This is a genomic window from candidate division KSB1 bacterium, assembly GCA_022566355.1.
Lineage (GTDB): Bacteria > Zhuqueibacterota > JdFR-76 > JdFR-76 > DREG01 > JADFJB01.
The window spans coordinates 1-15,691 of record JADFJB010000110.1; the positions used below are offsets into that span (position 1 = coordinate 1).

The 15,691-nt window shown below is 40.6% G+C and carries 17 protein-coding genes; 5 read left to right on the plus strand and 12 right to left on the minus strand.

The features are described from left to right. Positions 1-187: 187 nt before the first annotated feature. The 6 genes from IIC38_16115 to IIC38_16140 all read right to left on the minus strand — a co-directional run bounded on the left by IIC38_16115 (position 188) and on the right by IIC38_16140 (position 5,795). On the minus strand, positions 188-355 hold the full coding sequence (locus tag IIC38_16115) for a DUF1211 domain-containing protein (protein ID MCH8127462.1): 168 nt from the start codon (positions 353-355) through the stop codon (positions 188-190). A 156-nt stretch (positions 356-511) separates the two neighbouring features. Continuing rightward, entirely contained in the window at positions 512-775 is a 264-nt protein-coding gene (locus IIC38_16120; protein MCH8127463.1) for a hypothetical protein, read from the minus strand. 288 nt (positions 776-1,063) lie between these two features. Continuing rightward, complete coding sequence (locus IIC38_16125; protein ID MCH8127464.1) at positions 1,064-1,561, minus strand: N-acetyltransferase; 498 nt, start codon at positions 1,559-1,561, stop codon at positions 1,064-1,066. 65 nt (positions 1,562-1,626) lie between these two features. Beyond that, complete coding sequence (locus IIC38_16130) at positions 1,627-2,337, minus strand: TIGR02206 family membrane protein (protein MCH8127465.1); 711 nt, start codon at positions 2,335-2,337, stop codon at positions 1,627-1,629. Positions 2,338-2,366: 29 nt separating this feature from the next. Then, entirely contained in the window at positions 2,367-4,052 is a 1,686-nt protein-coding gene (locus IIC38_16135; protein MCH8127466.1) for a DUF885 family protein, read from the minus strand. A gap of 426 nt (positions 4,053-4,478) precedes the next feature. Next, the gene (locus tag IIC38_16140) at positions 4,479-5,795 is read right to left on the minus strand and encodes an aminopeptidase P family protein (GenBank protein ID MCH8127467.1); all 1,317 of its coding nucleotides are present in this window, start codon (positions 5,793-5,795) and stop codon (positions 4,479-4,481) included. A gap of 649 nt (positions 5,796-6,444) precedes the next feature. On the opposite strand from IIC38_16140, the gene IIC38_16145 reads away from it, so the two are divergent. Together IIC38_16145 and IIC38_16150 are read left to right on the plus strand one after the other, a co-directional pair. Then, positions 6,445-7,122, plus strand: a complete 678-nt coding sequence (locus IIC38_16145; protein ID MCH8127468.1) for a TIGR00153 family protein — start codon at positions 6,445-6,447, stop codon at positions 7,120-7,122. A 60-nt stretch (positions 7,123-7,182) separates the two neighbouring features. Beyond that, a complete protein-coding gene (locus tag IIC38_16150; GenBank protein ID MCH8127469.1) occupies positions 7,183-8,607 on the plus strand; it encodes an inorganic phosphate transporter in 1,425 nt (474 codons plus the stop codon). A gap of 32 nt (positions 8,608-8,639) precedes the next feature. Here IIC38_16150 and IIC38_16155 read toward each other — a convergent pair whose 3' ends face one another. The 5 genes from IIC38_16155 to IIC38_16175 form a co-directional block, all read right to left on the minus strand. Then, positions 8,640-8,858 carry a hypothetical protein gene (locus IIC38_16155; GenBank protein ID MCH8127470.1) on the minus strand — a complete coding sequence of 73 codons (219 nt, stop codon included), beginning with the start codon at positions 8,856-8,858 and terminating at the stop codon, positions 8,640-8,642. A gap of 196 nt (positions 8,859-9,054) precedes the next feature. Continuing rightward, a complete protein-coding gene (locus IIC38_16160) occupies positions 9,055-10,203 on the minus strand; it encodes an FAD-dependent monooxygenase (protein MCH8127471.1) in 1,149 nt (382 codons plus the stop codon). Continuing rightward, entirely contained in the window at positions 10,203-11,447 is a 1,245-nt protein-coding gene (gene fabF, locus IIC38_16165; GenBank protein ID MCH8127472.1) for a beta-ketoacyl-ACP synthase II, read from the minus strand. Before fabF ends, IIC38_16160 begins: the two co-directional genes overlap by 1 nt. Beyond that, positions 11,437-11,886: a hypothetical protein gene (locus IIC38_16170; protein MCH8127473.1), complete on the minus strand. Its 450-nt coding sequence runs from the start codon at positions 11,884-11,886 to the stop codon at positions 11,437-11,439. Before IIC38_16170 ends, fabF begins: the two co-directional genes overlap by 11 nt. 2 nt (positions 11,887-11,888) lie before the next feature. Continuing rightward, a complete protein-coding gene (locus IIC38_16175; GenBank protein MCH8127474.1) occupies positions 11,889-12,605 on the minus strand; it encodes a methyltransferase domain-containing protein in 717 nt (238 codons plus the stop codon). Between the two features lie 295 nt (positions 12,606-12,900). Here IIC38_16175 and IIC38_16180 point away from each other — a divergent pair, with 295 nt between their 5' ends. Continuing rightward, positions 12,901-13,521 carry a sigma-70 family RNA polymerase sigma factor gene (locus IIC38_16180; protein ID MCH8127475.1) on the plus strand — a complete coding sequence of 207 codons (621 nt, stop codon included), beginning with the start codon at positions 12,901-12,903 and terminating at the stop codon, positions 13,519-13,521. After that, a complete protein-coding gene (locus tag IIC38_16185) occupies positions 13,500-13,991 on the plus strand; it encodes a hypothetical protein (GenBank protein ID MCH8127476.1) in 492 nt (163 codons plus the stop codon). Before IIC38_16180 ends, IIC38_16185 begins: the two co-directional genes overlap by 22 nt. Here IIC38_16185 and IIC38_16190 read toward each other — a convergent pair whose 3' ends face one another. Continuing rightward, complete coding sequence (locus tag IIC38_16190) at positions 13,992-14,162, minus strand: hypothetical protein (GenBank protein MCH8127477.1); 171 nt, start codon at positions 14,160-14,162, stop codon at positions 13,992-13,994. It abuts the gene before it with no gap. Positions 14,163-14,483: 321 nt separating this feature from the next. Between IIC38_16190 and IIC38_16195 the strand changes: the two genes are divergently transcribed. Next, the coding region (locus IIC38_16195) for a hypothetical protein (GenBank protein ID MCH8127478.1) at positions 14,484-15,691 on the plus strand (1,208 nt) is incomplete at its 3' end.

Genomic DNA, 15,691 nt, shown 5'->3' on the forward strand with positions numbered 1-15,691 from the left:
ATAAAGTAAACCAAAAATACTGAAAATAGCGATAAACCCGATTGAATAGATAATCATCAAAGAGCCCCTTTGGCCTCGTTCAATAACTCCGGACAGCGCCCCAAGGCCAAAAAAGACATTGACCAAAAATGTAAATAGAAACTTGAGTGGATAAATATAGAACAATACCACAAAAAGCAGTCTTTCATTAAAAGTGACGGTAACCGCATTTTGTAAAACCATAGCGACGGAAATAAATATAATGATTATACCAAATCCAGATGAGAAACGCGAAACAGATGCCGAATGCAACAAATCTTTTTATAGTATAAATTAAATCGTCGAAAGATTTTGGAACTTGCAGAGAAACGACCAATAGCGTAATCGCAAAAGCAACACTGCATCGCTTAAGCCTTCAATTCGGGAGACATTTCCGCCTCGCCATCGAAGTCTGTCTCATAGCCCACTCCTCGTTCTTCAATCATATTTCGAATCATACTCGCCTCTTTTTCTGATCGCTGTATATTGTTCTTTATTTATTCCTGTATACAATGGCCGAACCCGTAACCGCACCACAGGCAAGAAAACTGGCAATCATTCCTGTCAAAAGGTAGGGATCATTTTGATAAATACCGTGCAGAATACCGGTGATCTGCAAGATATTAAAGCCGGCAAATGTGATCAGTGATACTTCTTTAGCGCTCTTTGTTTTGATAATTTTAATTGCCTGGGGAATAAATAGGCCGGCATTCACCATCAGTCCAAGTCCAAAAATGTAAGCTACAATTCCCTTCATACCTGGTTCTCCTTTTTATTTTGTGATGTGACTTTAAACATAAAAGTCAGAAATATGAATTCAATCTATGTCTTTGAGATTGTTGCAAAATACAATATTCATAAATTAAACGAAAACAATCAAGCATCTTGAGCAAATTTCACGTTTTTCATCATTATTAGTTCGAAGGTGGTGATGTTGCAGAATATTGGTACATTGATTTCATTTGTAGCCAATTTGCAAAGGCCGCTAAAGAAGGGACAGAAAATTTATAGCCTTAGGTGAAATTAAGAAACTGAATTTTGAGAATTAATTCAAGCTTGAAATTTTACTTCGCCGTTCCATTAACAGGGTATTTCTCCACTTACCATCCAGTTTGCCAATTTTCTCTCGATACCCCACTATTCGGAAATCGCATGACTCATGCAATACGATGCTGGCTTTATGTTCAGGAAAGATGACAGCCTGGAGAGTCCAGATACCGTTTTTTTCAGATTCTTGGATAAGCGCTTGCAATAAAATTCTGCCAACTCCTTTACTCCTGGCTTCTTCTGCAATGTAAACAGATTCTTCGGCTACCCCGGAATATACATCCCTGTGAGAAACCGACGTCAATGCAGCCCATCCGATAATCCTCTCATTGTCTTCGGCGACCAACCGGCAGATCTGCATATGATTTTTTTCCCATTCTTCCCAGGATGGTACACCAACCTCAAAAGTAGCCAGCCCTGTTTTTATTCCTTGTTCAAAAATAGAACAAACAGAAGACCAGTCTGATGGTTGCATGGGGCGTATCTGGATGTTCATCGTCTGAGCCTTTATTCCTTGATTTCACGATTTTTTGATAATACACCTTACTCTGTGTCTCACACTTACCCCTCGATTTTTCTTCTCTTTATGAAATCAATAACTAAATACGGACTATAGTAGATGAAAAAGACAAAAAATGCCACGCCCATCAAACTTAATATATACCACGGCCATGGACCGAGAAAAGTAAGCAGCGTCGTGCCATGGGGTTTACTCATCAAAAAAAGATAATTAGCATCAAGAAGGATGTTTACAGGATATATGATTGCTGCATATAATAAAGTGATCAAAAAGACCTGGCTAACAGATTTTAAAGAGGGTCGATGTTTAAAGACAACAATTGCGTATAAAACGCAGACCATACTTAGACCATGAGGGATGAAGTAAAAGAAAAAATTGATATGCGGAAATCCAACCTGTAAATCGGGAGTCAGAATAGACTGAATGCCGCCGCCCAATCCCCAGAAATAACCAAGTTTAAACAAGAGACTGTTTTCACGAAGCAGGAAAAGAGCGATGGCAATAGCGCCAATATCACATAACTGGAGAGGAAGTTGAGTTTGCCATGCTTCCCCGATGGCTATCCTGTAAATCGGTTCTCCAACCTTAAACACCAACAAAATTGAGGCCAAAATCACGGCAGTTGTTTGAGTTACTGATTTGGAATTGGCTTGTCTGATGATAACGGGAATAAAAATCATTGCTAAAACAATGAGAATAGCTGAAACGAAATGCTGGCTACCGAATTGAGTAAATGTCGGAGTTTGGTTCAAATTCTGAATCCCTTACCTGCGAGCGATTACTACTTACTAATCGCTGCATTCAACATCGACTTATCACCAGTCAACTGCCAGTAGACCAGGGATACCGGGATGACGCCGGCTTTATTGAAGTCATCCATAAACTCCTTAAAAACGAAATTGCCTTCACGCTGACGGGCATATTCAGCAATCAGTTTTTCAATTTCGATTTTACCGATTACATAGCTTGTGCCATATGCTGGCTGTCGCAGGTAGAACTGTTCCTCCCACTGTATCGTACTACCCTGTGCAGGCAGCAAACCCCAGGGCGTCCATTTTGAGGCGAACTTGGTGGCCTCATCGTGGTTCATTTCCAGGCCGTGCTGGTATAAGCCGCCAAGACCCCGAGCAGCACGCTGGGCCAGCAGGATCCAGATCAACTCCCGGGCACGAGGTTTATCGTCGAGAAAACCAGCATGCATCATCATCTCTTCCATGCCTGTGGCCATCCCTTCGGCGCGACCGTCAAAGATGTTGTAGAGCAGCGGCGTACGACGAATCCGACTTTTATTGGGTTCATCGCGCATGCGAGCCAGGTCGATCCAATGATATTGGTGTGTACGCATGATGATGGGATCCCGGTAGCCAATCTCCGAGAAGAATCCACGGAGACCGTCGGATGGCGAAAAACTCCCGATGCGGGCACGCAGGGCAGCATCCATATAACCCTTCATCGGTACGATTTCTTCTTCCTCGAGGAATTCCATGTATTCGGTTACCGCCGCGTTCAGAAGCCGGTCGTAGTCTTTAGCGTTATCGATCAAAGAAAGCTTCGGTAAATCACGATTGCGATTTTCTTCCAGTCGAAGCGATGTATGGGATCGCGCCAGCTCACGCTGCATGAGCAGTACTTCTTCCTCCCAGGAATATGGCAAAAGATGGACGTTTCTGAGATTCCAGGTATAGTTTTCTTTGCCTACTCCTGATGATCCAGTCTTCGAAGACGCACGCTCGGCCAGCCAGTCTGCAAATTGGTTCGATGCCTCACGAACCTCAAGCGCCACAGCAGCAAGCTCCGGATATGTTTGAGTCACAAATTTAGCCAGGGTTGCGAGATCGTTACTTTGATCATGAATACTTCGGATACCGAGAACCCACAAATCACGGGCATTACCCGTCAGGTTGATCCTGGCTTGCTTAAAAACCTCAAGTGCCCGGCGCAACCGGCTGGATATTTCCGCGGCATCGTCGTCGGAGAGCGGCCACTGGTAGTTCGGTAGTTCAATATTTCCATATGCGTTGGGTCCCTCACGCTCGGGAACATCCGTTGGAGATGGATGATACCAGACATAAAATGCCGGATCCCGCGACCATGGTTTCTTGACCCGATGAGCAAAATCCAGTCCGTTCATTTCTACCCAGATCAAGTACCAGTCGATCTGGTGGGCGATTGGCCATCCCGTAGTATCGAAGTCGGCCAGGCGGCTCTGCCAATCAGCAAGTTCACGATGCCGAAGTTCCATGGCTTTTACAGAGTAGTCCGGAACGCCATCGATCATTTTTGGTGCATGGAATTCACGCCAGGCAAAAAAGAAGTCGACAAGATCATCATAGGTTTCCGGAGCTGATGCAGCTTTAGATGCCAACATTTCATTATCCGGCGACAAATTCGGTTGTGCATTTAGTCCAACATTTACAATCAGGACCACCCCACTTACCAGCACCGTAATGACAAGCTTTTTCAACATGTTTGTTCTCCAATTAGTTAAAGTCTTTTTTATCGGTTAAATCCCGCCGGTATTGCGACAAAGTTTGATAGATTCTCACGTTCTTCATTGCTCCTGCAATATATTTAATCTAAATTAAGTTGAATCAATAAGAAGTTAAAAAGTAAAAAGTAAAAAGTAAAAAGTAAAAGGTAAAAGGTAAAAGGTAAAAGGTAAATAGATGATTCGAAAAAACAAAGGAAAATCAAATAATATTAAACCCGTAATCCAAATAACTTTCCTTCCGGCGCATCATCAGACAATTTGACCACTTAATTCCACATCGTCAATAGAGAGTTTACAGAGGATTAGGCGGTCTGTTTCTAGAATATTCATGAATATTGTACCATCACTCGAATGATAATGTTAACACTTACTTATTCCGTGTTGTGTGCTCTACAAACAAGTTTATTTTATGAGCAGAATTCGCTCAGCTACCGGGTATAACCATTCTATCCCACGGGTAGTGGCTACCCCATCGTCTTCGATAGGGATTCGAACTTTTGCTCCACCCCACTCGGGTAATGGAATATAAACAAAATACTCGATAGAAAAAAGATTATTGGGTTTGATTTCAAATTGCAGCCGGCGCGGATTGAAGAAAGCGATGGAAGGTCCGATGCCATGCCCGAGATTACCGACAGAATGACAACCGACGATCACATCTATAGCATCGCCTCCTGAAGGCTTGTTGAATTCTTTCATGATGGCAAAGCCGGCCTCTTCGATCTTTTTGTTCAAGATTTTGTAGGTAGCTGCAGCAGTTTTTCCAGGCAATATATTCTTTCGCAAAATATCACGGATGCTCAATGCTGTGGTGTAAGCATCAGTCAAGTTCTTGGGTGCAGCGATTTCCCCCTCCTTTAGGACATAAGCCACTCGTTTGACATCTGTGTACATATTGAGATACCCTAATCCCCAGTCCGTCATCATAAAATCGCCGCGTTGGATAATTCGTGTATTGGAAATGGCTTCGATCCCCTTTGGTCCAGTTATATAGACAGAGGGCATGTCAAATGAGGTTTGCAAGCCTTTAGCCAGAACCTGATCCTGGATCCACCAGGCCACATCCTCCAAGGTTGTTACACCAGGTGTGATGACCTCATTCGACAATGCTGTTTCGGTGATCTGACGTGTGAGCTCTCCTGCTTCACCGAATGCAACGAGTTCCGAGGCAACTCGACGAGAACGAAAATCCGATACCAGTTTTTCAGCTGATTTCAATCGTGATGCATAGGTCTCACCGAGCTCTTTTTTCAGGAATTCATAACTGGAGTGTGATAATCCGTCGGCAGCGCCAATATGATCGGAAATATTGATGCCAATGGTTTTCGGATTTCGATCCTGGACAAATTTCCGAAGATTGACCTCTCCCAGTACCTGGTCATAAACGCCACATTCTTTGAGCATATACCCTGAAATACCGATCGCGATCCTCTCAATTCTATCACCGCCCCGATCGGTGAAAATATAGTAACCTTTTGAGCCTGTATAGCCACGACCCAGGTCTTCGTATAGTGGATCCGGGTTGCCCTCCTTCATCATTGTGATCCACATATCTATACCGTTCTCGCGCATGACTTCTGGCAGGATGAGGTCGAATTTCTGCCGCCGTATCTCGCACATTCGTTCCCATCGACGGCGAGCTTCCTGGCCATAACTTTCTAATACTATACTCAGCAAACTGAAAGCAACCAATGCCAAAATCAAATATTTTCGGTTCATATTTCTAATCCTCCGTTGTAATAATTGTTTCGATTTTACATCAATCACAAAAGAACCAGCCAGACTTTCATATCCTATTAAGATGTGATCTATTAAGCTGATTACAGAGTATATTTGAATTCATCTAATTCCGCAGTTTTAAATAAAACAAAAGTTATTAAAATGACTGTTGGAATTTATAAAATGAAACCTACGAAAAATAATATGATATTAATGAAGAAAAAACCTACAATTATTTCCATGTTCGCTGCAGTTGAAGTAAGAATGCATAGAATATTTCGCGTAATAAAAAAGACCTAAACTAAAAAACGATTCAGGAAAAACCAAATATCAATAATGCTGAAAGACCAATGCTTTATTCGATTGCGTTATGATCCAGGCTATACCATTCAAAGATTATAAAATACTGTGGTTTAAATGATTATGACAGACCTACCACAAGTCCGATTATTATTTGAATTACATTTCCAGGCATGATAATTCTAATGAACATTGGATCAGTTTACAATTAATCATTCCTTTGAAAAAATAAAATAAATTTAATTGATATAAAAAAACAAAGCAGTCAAATTTATTTGATACTTCCTTGATTGGAAATATTTTTTCCTTTAATTTACGACACAAAATCTAATAAAGAGGAGATAGCACAATGAGAGGGTTTTCTGCATTGTTCTCTCGTTCCCCATTTGCCCCATTACAAACGCATATGGAAAAAGTTGCAGCTTGTATTGGTAAATTGGAGGAACTTTTCAAAACCTATAAGGAAGAAAATTTTGAACGAATAAGCCAGCTAGCAGAGGAAATTTCAGAACTGGAGCACGCTGCCGATCTTACTAAAAATAAAATTCGCAATAATTTACCTAAGGGTTTATTTCTTGCAATAGACCGTGGAGATTTACTTCAAATTTTAGCCACACAGGATGCTATTGCTGATACAGCAGAAGATATTGCGGTTCTTTTTACACTTAAAAATCTTGAACCATTACCTGATTTGGAAAAGGAGTTGGAAATTTTCTTGAATAAAAACATAGAAGCATTTCATATGGCTCATCAAATTATTCGTGAGATGGATGAACTCCTGGCGTCTTCTTTTGGCGGTAACGAAGCGGAAAAAGTTCGGCGAATGACAGATGAGGTTTCACTAATGGAGCATGAAGCTGATATACAGCAGCGATCATTAGGAAAAAAAATGTTCAATATAGATGATAAATATCCATATACCAGTTTCATGTTGTGGAATAGCATAATCCGCGCCATGGCATCTTTGGGGAATCTTTCTGAAAATCTGGCAGATAGAATAAGGATGCTGCTTGATCTTAAAAAATAAAGCAAAGGAAAACATATCGATGAATTTAAGAATATCAGCTGATGATTAGGATGTCCGAATATGGAAGTTGAAACAATATTACTTTATCTCGCTATTGCTTGTGGATTTTATATGGCATGGAGTATAGGGGCAAATGATGTTGCAAATGCTATGGGCACATCAGTAGGATCTGGCGCATTAACTATTAAAAGAGCTGTCATCATTGCAGCTATTCTGGAATTCGCCGGGGCTTTCTTAGTAGGTACGAATGTATCAGAAACGATTAGAAAGGGAATTATTAACCCGGAGGTTTTCCAAAATGCTCCTTTAGACCTGGTTTTCGGCATGGTTGGCGCTCTGTTAGCAGCAGCTATTTGGCTGCAAGTGGCCTCTTATTATGGCTGGCCTGTCTCAACAACACATTCCATTGTAGGGGCCGTCCTGGGTTTTGGAGCTGTGATAGGAGGTATACATGCCGTTGATTGGGAACAAGTTGGATTTATCTTTTCCAGTTGGATCGTTTCTCCCCTGCTTAGCGGCACAATCGCTTTTTTAATTTTTACATTGCTGCGGAGATTTATCTTTTACAGTGTCGATCCCGTAAGATCTGCCAAACGCTTGACGCCTTATATTGTGTTTTTTGTTTTTGCAATACTCACTTTGACGATGGTTTTCAAGGGACTTAAAAATTTGAAACTAGATCTGGACTTTTTAGATGCAATATCAATAGCAATTGGTGTTGGCATATTAGCGGCTTTTGTAAGTTTTTTCCTGGTAAAGCGAATTCCTGATCATCAATCGGAAGATAGAATAACAATAAGACAGCCATTAGTAGTTAACAAAAATGTAGAAAAGGCCATTCAACATCTCTCCAAGGTTTCGGAAAATGCAACAGGAATAATCAAAGACCAAGCAGAACAAATGCTAATTGACCTTAAAGGCATTCATAAAGAAGTTGAAATGGGCACCAAGGTTGAACAAGGATCCAGCGAATTTAAAACAGTGGAACGGATTTTTGCTTTTCTTCAAATACTCAGTGCATCATTCGTGGCCTTTGCGCATGGCGCAAATGATGTTGCAAATGCTGTAGGACCGCTTGCAGCTGTTATAGCAACCCTCAAGTCCGGTGTTGTGGATTTGGAATCTACAGTGCCCGTTTGGGTTTTAGGTTTGGGTGGCGTTGGCATTGTTTTCGGTTTAGCGACCTGGGGCTGGCGTGTGATGGCTACCATTGGTAAAAAGATCACCGAATTAACGCCTACCCGAGGATTTGCTGCGGAGTTTGCTGCGGCAACAACTATTGTCCTAGCTTCTAAATTAGGCCTCCCAATCAGCACAACGCATACGCTTGTAGGCGCTGTTATCGGTGTCGGGCTGGCCCGCGGCATTGGGGCTTTAAATTTACAAGTGGTGGTCACTATTATTATATCCTGGATTATTACAATTCCTATAGGAGCCATAGGTGCAATATTTTTTTATTATATCTTTAAAGCAATTTTTGGATAAGGATAATAGTTTGGCTTAATCAAATAACCATTCTACAATTCCTTTTTAAAAATTCTGGGATAAAGCAATCCATTTGCCAACGCAACTATCGTAAATGCGATCACACCATCCAAAATATTTAAAATATAAAATGTCTTCGCATGCGTGTAATGATTCATATAGATTGCACTAATACTAGCGAAAAGTAAAAATATTAACCCAAATACCTTCAAACTTTTTATGATCATATTTCCCTGTAAGTTTTTATGCATTAATACAAAAACCACCGTTACAATGAACCACATCATAAAATTGTAAAAAATGAAGTTACCCAATCGAATGTTGTAAATTCATTATTGAATATGGTGGGATTTTCTGACATTACTTCGAATAATTTTGGCAGAATCGTAAACTGCTCGATTGGCCCGGCCACGAAATAACGTACAAGATTTAGGGTCCTCCATAAGATTACAATATCATTTTATTAAACACACTTTTTGCAGCCAGTTTCGTGAGTATTAAATTTCCGGATCCAAATGAAATGAGTTTATTCGTAACCCCTGAATTTCTTAAGATGGGTGAAAATACATGATTGACCCAAAATCGATTTATTTTGGAAAATTCCAAGGTATCGGTTTTATTGCCAAAATGTTCCAAAATCCTCTTTGCAGCAATCACTCCGTCTTGAAGAGCGAAGTAAATTCCTTGCCCTGTAAACGGCTCCACAGTTTTTCTTGCATCTCCAATTAAACAGCTAAACTGAAATTCAGTTTGACGTTGTCTTGGATTAATTGGAAATGCCGTAAGCGAATTCTCAAATTTAGAGACTTCCCCAAAAATTTGATTGAATGGATTATTGGATTTAATTGTTTTTGACAGGAATTTTAATGGATTCTTAGAAACAAGCCTTGCAATTCCCGGAGTTGTTACCATCGCAAGGTTTATTAAATTTTGGCCTAATCCTACTATGCCAAAATATCCTAAATCATAAAAAAATAAATCAACACAATTATTTTCGAACCCACGACTGTTCAATAACCATTGAATGCCAACACGATCTAAGCTTTTGCCATTATTGAACGATTTATTCTTTTGAGATTGCTTGCTTAGTTTTCTTGCTACAAAAGAATTTCTGCCGTCGGCGCCGACTAATATTTTGGCATTAACTTTTTTATTATTCTTATTTTTTATCCCGGAAATAAAAATATTCCACTTTCTGTCGTAAATCAGATCCACTACTCGAGTTTCATCCAGGACAATCACACCCAATTTTTTCGCATGATTTAGCAAAATATCATCCAATTCACTCCTGCACATTGCAAAAAAGGGTGTGATATTTTTTTTAAGATGAACTTGCACAATTTCGCCATTCTTGTTATGAACACGAATCCATTCTATGAAATTTGGAGTTCGGGCTTTGATCTCATCACTAATCCCCAGCAAATCGAAAATGTGCCAGGCTGCCGGATTAATACAATCTCCGCAAATTTTTTGTCGAGGAAATTTCGCTTTGTCAATGAGTAAAACTTCTAAACCGGCTTTGCTTAATAACGCAGCACAAGTTGAACCGGCGGGTCCGCCACCTACCACTATGACATGAAATTCATTGGATTGCATTATTGAATGTAGCGACCAAAAACCAATGCAGAATTAATTCCGCCAAATCCGAAAGAATTGGTCAAGATATAATCTACCGTGGCTTCTCGCCCTCTATTTGCAACATAATCCAGATCACAATCATGGTCAATATTTTCAAGGTGGATCGTTGGAGGGATAAAGTTGTGGGTAAAGATCATTGCGCTAATGGCTGCTTCGATAGCGCCGGCCGCACCCAATGAATGGGTGTGCATCGATTTTGTAGCGCTGATTGGAATTTTGTAAGCCCTGTCGCCAAAAACCTGTTTTATTGCATAAGTTTCGGTTTTGTCATTCAAAGCAGTGGAACTGCCATGAGCATTGATATAGCCCACGGAGTCGATGTTTATATTTGCTTCCTGCAATGAATTCTTCATGGCCTTTATTGCACACAGACCGTCGGGTCTTGGAGCTACCATATGATAGCCGTCATTATTACAGGAAAAGCCAAGCACTTCGCAATAAATGTTTGCCCCTCGTTTAACAGCATTCGATAATTCTTCCAACACAAGAACTGCAGCCCCCTCACCCATTACAAAGCCATCACGGTTTTTATCAAATGGCCTGGAAGCTGAATCGGGATCAGGGTTGGTAGACATCGCACGAATGATAGAAAAGGCGCTAAAACTTAATTCAAACAACGGCGCTTCCGCTCCGCCTGTTATCATTGCATCGGCATAGCCGTCACGAATATACCGAAATCCTTCCCCAATTCCAATTGTTCCAGATGAACAGCTGTTTGAATTTGCATTGCTTGGACCGGTGAATCCATACTGTATTGCAATATTACTTGATCCTGCTCCACCAAAAACCGTAAGAGCCAAACTCGGATCTACCGCGCGAATGCCTTTTTCTAAAAATGCCTTATGCTGCTTTTCTGCACCGGCAACTCCTCCCAACGCTGTTCCCAAGGTTACACCAACCCGTGAATTGGGCTGCTTTTGATCATAAACCAATTTAGCATCCTCGACTGCCATATTGCCGGCTGCCAGGGCAAATTGGGAAAATCTATCCATTCGCTTCACTAATTTTTTATCAAAAAAATCTAAAGGATTAAAGTCAATAATTTCACCTGCCACTTTATTGCGGATTTGCGAAGTATCAAATCTTGAAATAACCCGTGCGCCCGATACTCCTTCACTAGCGCCTTTCCACAAGCCATCCTTGCCATGACCTATTGGAGTAATAGCGCCGATGCCTGTTATAACGACTCGTCTACGATCCATATTTTTGCTCAATATATTGTTTCATATGGATGAGTGTTTGATTTGCCACATAATGGATGAAGAACTTTCCAACAATTTGTTCTGCAATGAATTTTCCGATAATTGGAATTTTAGATTTCAGGTCATGCACAATGCGAACATCTACCCCGCTGTCTAATTGCGTAAATGTCCAAACTACATCCATACCTTTGGTAAACGCCTTTAAATGATGAAAATGAATTTCCTTTTTATCTGGATTTATTGTAATATCCGAAGTCCATTTTATGGGAATCCAATTTCGTTTTGCAGCCATTTCAACCCTGAATTTAGTTGACTTCTTTTCTAAAAAATTGACATATCGGTAATGTGGTAAAATTTTAGGCCAGAGCGACAAATCAGCGGCAGTTTCGAAAATATTATCTAAAGCTGAATAGATTATAATACTACTTTCGCTATGCATACCTATTCTCCAATTAATAGTAGGCGAAAGAACGGCCGTTTTTTAATAGTAATCTTTTCAATACCCGCTTTAACCGCCATTTTGCCCAGTTCAGATTTTGTAAATCCGCGCAAGACCGAAAGATAGGAATCGTGAAGAGTCATGGGATTTCGTGTTGTTGCATGCGTGTAAAGCCATGTAGTCCAGGCGCCAGGCCAGGTTCGATTTAAATCGTTAACAATTAAAGCAACCCTGCTTATTAAATTCATATGATTCAATATGATAATAACTTCATCTTCTGTAAAATGATGAATGGCAAGTGAACAAATCACGATGTCAAAACTGTCTGATCCGTAAGGAAGCTTTAAAATATCGTGTTCTTCAATATGGATTTCCGGAAAATCTTTGGTTTGCTGTCTGGCTACTTCAAGAATATCAGGATTCTTATCAACTGCTACAATTTTAAAATTTAGCTCTTTTTCATATAGAAAATTAGCAATCGCAACCGGATGGTCTGCAGATCCTGTTGCCAAATCGAGAATACTGATCTCTTCATGTTTATCCATTCTCAACAATAATTTTTTGATCTCCGACAGTACTGCCGCTAAGCCGCCAAACAATCGATTGATCACCTGCAGATTTTTCAAATCATCGCGTAAGATAAGGGGGTCATTGTTCTGATTATCGATCATTTCCGGAACCGATGGATCAAAATGACGATGCGGGATAAAGATATTCATAAGCCGATAATTTTTTAGTTGACAAAATAAGGACTTATAGCCACAGACTTGCACAGACATAATGCCACAGACTTGCACAGACATAATGCTACTGACTTTCACAGACAAAAGCAAGCCACTGACTTACACTGACAAAAGCAAGAGGAAATACTAAAAAATCTGCTTTAACTAGTCTGTGGCTGTCTGTGGCTCCTATCCTTTTTATTTTTTATGTATCTTTACTAATAAAACCACCTATTTTGTTGAATAAGTTAAAGGTTTTTTCAAATACGAATAATAGGATAACCATTCACATTTGCAAAGCGATTCATCGTTAAGGAACCCAAACGAAAAATCAAATAAGGAACTTCCCGATGAAGTTCTTGTTGTGGCAGCGATTCTTGGCGATTTTGAAGCCTTTAATGAGCTGGTGCTGCGTTATCGGACTGCAGTCGTTCGCTTTGCACAGTCAATTGTTGGGTTCACGGATGCCGAAGATGTTGCACAGGATACTTTACTACTCGCATTCAAGGCTTTGCCTTCTATCGAAAACCCCGATAAATTTGCGGCATGGCTTATGACTATTGCCCGTAACCGTGCTTTAAGATTCATCAAACGGAAGAAGGACAAATCAGCCAAACATGTGGAATTTGATGAAATGCTGCTTGAACACATAAGTGAACTGAACCAGCCACTGATTGACAGGAAAGACAGCAATGAGGAAATAATGATGGCCTTAGCAAAGCTACCCGAAGAATATGCAATGGTAATGCGAATGCGGTATTTCGACGAGATGCCTCTAAAAAGAATGACGGCTTTCCTTAACGTACCCATGCATACGATAAAATGGCGAATATTTCGCGGCAAACAGTTGCTGCGCGATCAAATTAATTTATTAAGAGAAGGAGAAAAGAAATGGATAGAGAAAAAGAACTGACCAAACTGGTCAACATGTTGCGACGAACCGCTCGAATGGCTTTAAATGTGGAGTGGACAGAAGACACTACGGATTCTGCACAATATTGTGTGGCACAATACAACCGGGTCCTGGAACGTTTAAAGCAGCTTGACCCAAATGAAACGACTGTATTTGAACCGCTGGAATCAGGAAGTTCATTAAATGTAGTGGCGATTGCCAGCCGGCAGTTGGCAGCTTATTACGAAGATGAAGTAACAGATTCCAATGCCTGGCAGACCTTTTGTGGTGGTGCAGCAACCAGCGCAGATGCCTTCAAAGATTTCTGGCGTAAAGGGGCATCCGATGTTCAAGACTTGGGCGAAGCTATTCGGGAGAGTATCGAAACCTGGTCAAAACAACGAAAGAGTAGAGACAGTGAATCTTCAACCGAGAACAAACCTGACGAAGAGAAGGATAAGAAAGCCGATCCGGATGTAGATAAATCCTAATTAGTAACCTTGAATGATGCAAATATAAAAACCGCTAAAGCGGTTGAAATCTTTTGATAATCCTATTAGCACCTGGCTTAAGCCAGGTGTTAATAAATAATCTGTAATAACCGTTGCAACGGTTTCAAGGCAATTTGCTATTTCATCAATTATTTTGTAAATGTTGTTCATCTTGTTAATCCTGTCTTAATTTTTTTTCGAATAAGTACGCGTTACTATGAAAATCCTGAAATTTGATTTTAGAGTTTGCTTAGAAATTAGAAATTCGAAATTGCATCCACCTGCTTTTTGTTAGTGTAAGTCTGTGGCTTGTATTAGTCTGTTCCGGTCTGTGGCATTTTTTAGTCCTTGAAAGTCTGTGGCTTTACCTGTCATTTTTCCCAATCCTACTTTTACCATAAAAAATATAATTGATATTTGAAACACTAGAGACTTGCTTTTGCTTTTCTGAGTTTTTATATTCAGAATAAAATAAAAATCCAGGGAACCTTAATGCCGCCGGATACAACTGCAGTTTCTTCATTTTTAGCAAATCCCAACCCTTTAACAATTATTGCAACTATTGTTGGAATTATAGCCGGCTTGGTTGCGATTACAGTTGGATACATCACAAAGATACATCCCTGGTTGCAAAACAAACGAGATCGCCGATCCTTAAAAAAGAGATTTGGCGCTGAGCTTTATCCAATTGGAGTCATTGAAAATTCAACCCGTTATTATATTGAGCCTTTTTGCCAGAGCCTCGATCCGGCCGGCTCGGAAGAACCTCGACTTGTATATGGCGCAAAGCAGAATCTTTTCGATGCAATAGATGACGCCTTAAACAACCCGACCGATTACCGCTACATATTCTTACTGGCTGATTCGGGAATGGGAAAATCAACTTTCTTGCTCAATTACTACGCGCGTAATTTAAGAAAACGCCGACGGAAATTCGAATTCCAACTCATCCCTTTGGGAATTCCCGACGCTGATAAGAGGATTGTGCGGGTTAAGAACAAAAAGGATACTGTATTATTTCTCGATGCCCTGGATGAAGACACGCTCGCCATCGTCGATCATGTGGAACGGCTGAGAATTCTGCTCGACTTATCCAGAGAGTTTGCCAAAGTCCTGATCACCTGCAGAACCCAATTTTTCCCAAAGGAAGAAGAGATTCCTCAAGAAACCGGTATCGTTAAGTTTGGGCCACGGGAAGCTGGTGAAAAGGCTGAATTTGTTTTTCATAAACTCTATCTTTCGCCATTTACCAATGAACAAGTTCAAGCTTATTTAAAAAAGCGTTATCCGCTGAGGCAGTTAAAGCGCCGGGGTATCGCCCAGGAGATGGTGAAAAAAATTCCCAATCTCAGCATTCGGCCCATGCTGCTGGCACATATAGATGATTTGGTAACAACTGGACGAAATATTAATTATGCTTTTGAACTATACGAAGAAATGGTCGAAGCCTGGTTAATACGAGAAGAAGGGATTGTTCCCGGCTTGAAAAAGGACCCTTTACGCAAATTTTCTGAGAGATTGGCAGTCGATTTGTACACCAAAAGGAAAGCACGCGGCGCTGAACGTATTGCCAAAGATAAACTCGCTATGCTGGCTAATAAATGGAACATACCCCTGAATGACTGGCAACTCACCGGTCGTTCCCTGCTTAATCGCGACGCTGGTGGAAATTACAAGTTCGCCCACCGTTCTATCATGGA

What these genes read in the sequence shown, in the direction of transcription:
- IIC38_16160 (MCH8127471.1), bottom strand. Translation starts at nt 10,203, where the DNA reads ATGCAATCCAATGAATTTCATGTCATAGTGGTAGGTGGCGGACCCGCC.
- IIC38_16135 (MCH8127466.1), bottom strand. Translation starts at nt 4,052, where the DNA reads ATGTTGAAAAAGCTTGTCATTACGGTGCTGGTAAGTGGGGTGGTCCTG.
- IIC38_16125 (MCH8127464.1), bottom strand. Translation starts at nt 1,561, where the DNA reads ATGAACATCCAGATACGCCCCATGCAACCATCAGACTGGTCTTCTGTT.
- IIC38_16145 (MCH8127468.1), top strand. Translation starts at nt 6,445, where the DNA reads ATGAGAGGGTTTTCTGCATTGTTCTCTCGTTCCCCATTTGCCCCATTA.
- IIC38_16185 (MCH8127476.1), top strand. Translation starts at nt 13,500, where the DNA reads ATGGATAGAGAAAAAGAACTGACCAAACTGGTCAACATGTTGCGACGA.
- IIC38_16140 (MCH8127467.1), bottom strand. Translation starts at nt 5,795, where the DNA reads ATGAACCGAAAATATTTGATTTTGGCATTGGTTGCTTTCAGTTTGCTG.
- IIC38_16120 (MCH8127463.1), bottom strand. Translation starts at nt 775, where the DNA reads ATGAAGGGAATTGTAGCTTACATTTTTGGACTTGGACTGATGGTGAAT.
- fabF (MCH8127472.1), bottom strand. Translation starts at nt 11,447, where the DNA reads ATGGATCGTAGACGAGTCGTTATAACAGGCATCGGCGCTATTACTCCA.
- IIC38_16175 (MCH8127474.1), bottom strand. Translation starts at nt 12,605, where the DNA reads ATGAATATCTTTATCCCGCATCGTCATTTTGATCCATCGGTTCCGGAA.
- IIC38_16170 (MCH8127473.1), bottom strand. Translation starts at nt 11,886, where the DNA reads ATGCATAGCGAAAGTAGTATTATAATCTATTCAGCTTTAGATAATATT.
- IIC38_16155 (MCH8127470.1), bottom strand. Translation starts at nt 8,858, where the DNA reads ATGCATAAAAACTTACAGGGAAATATGATCATAAAAAGTTTGAAGGTA.
- IIC38_16150 (MCH8127469.1), top strand. Translation starts at nt 7,183, where the DNA reads ATGGAAGTTGAAACAATATTACTTTATCTCGCTATTGCTTGTGGATTT.
- IIC38_16190 (MCH8127477.1), bottom strand. Translation starts at nt 14,162, where the DNA reads ATGAACAACATTTACAAAATAATTGATGAAATAGCAAATTGCCTTGAA.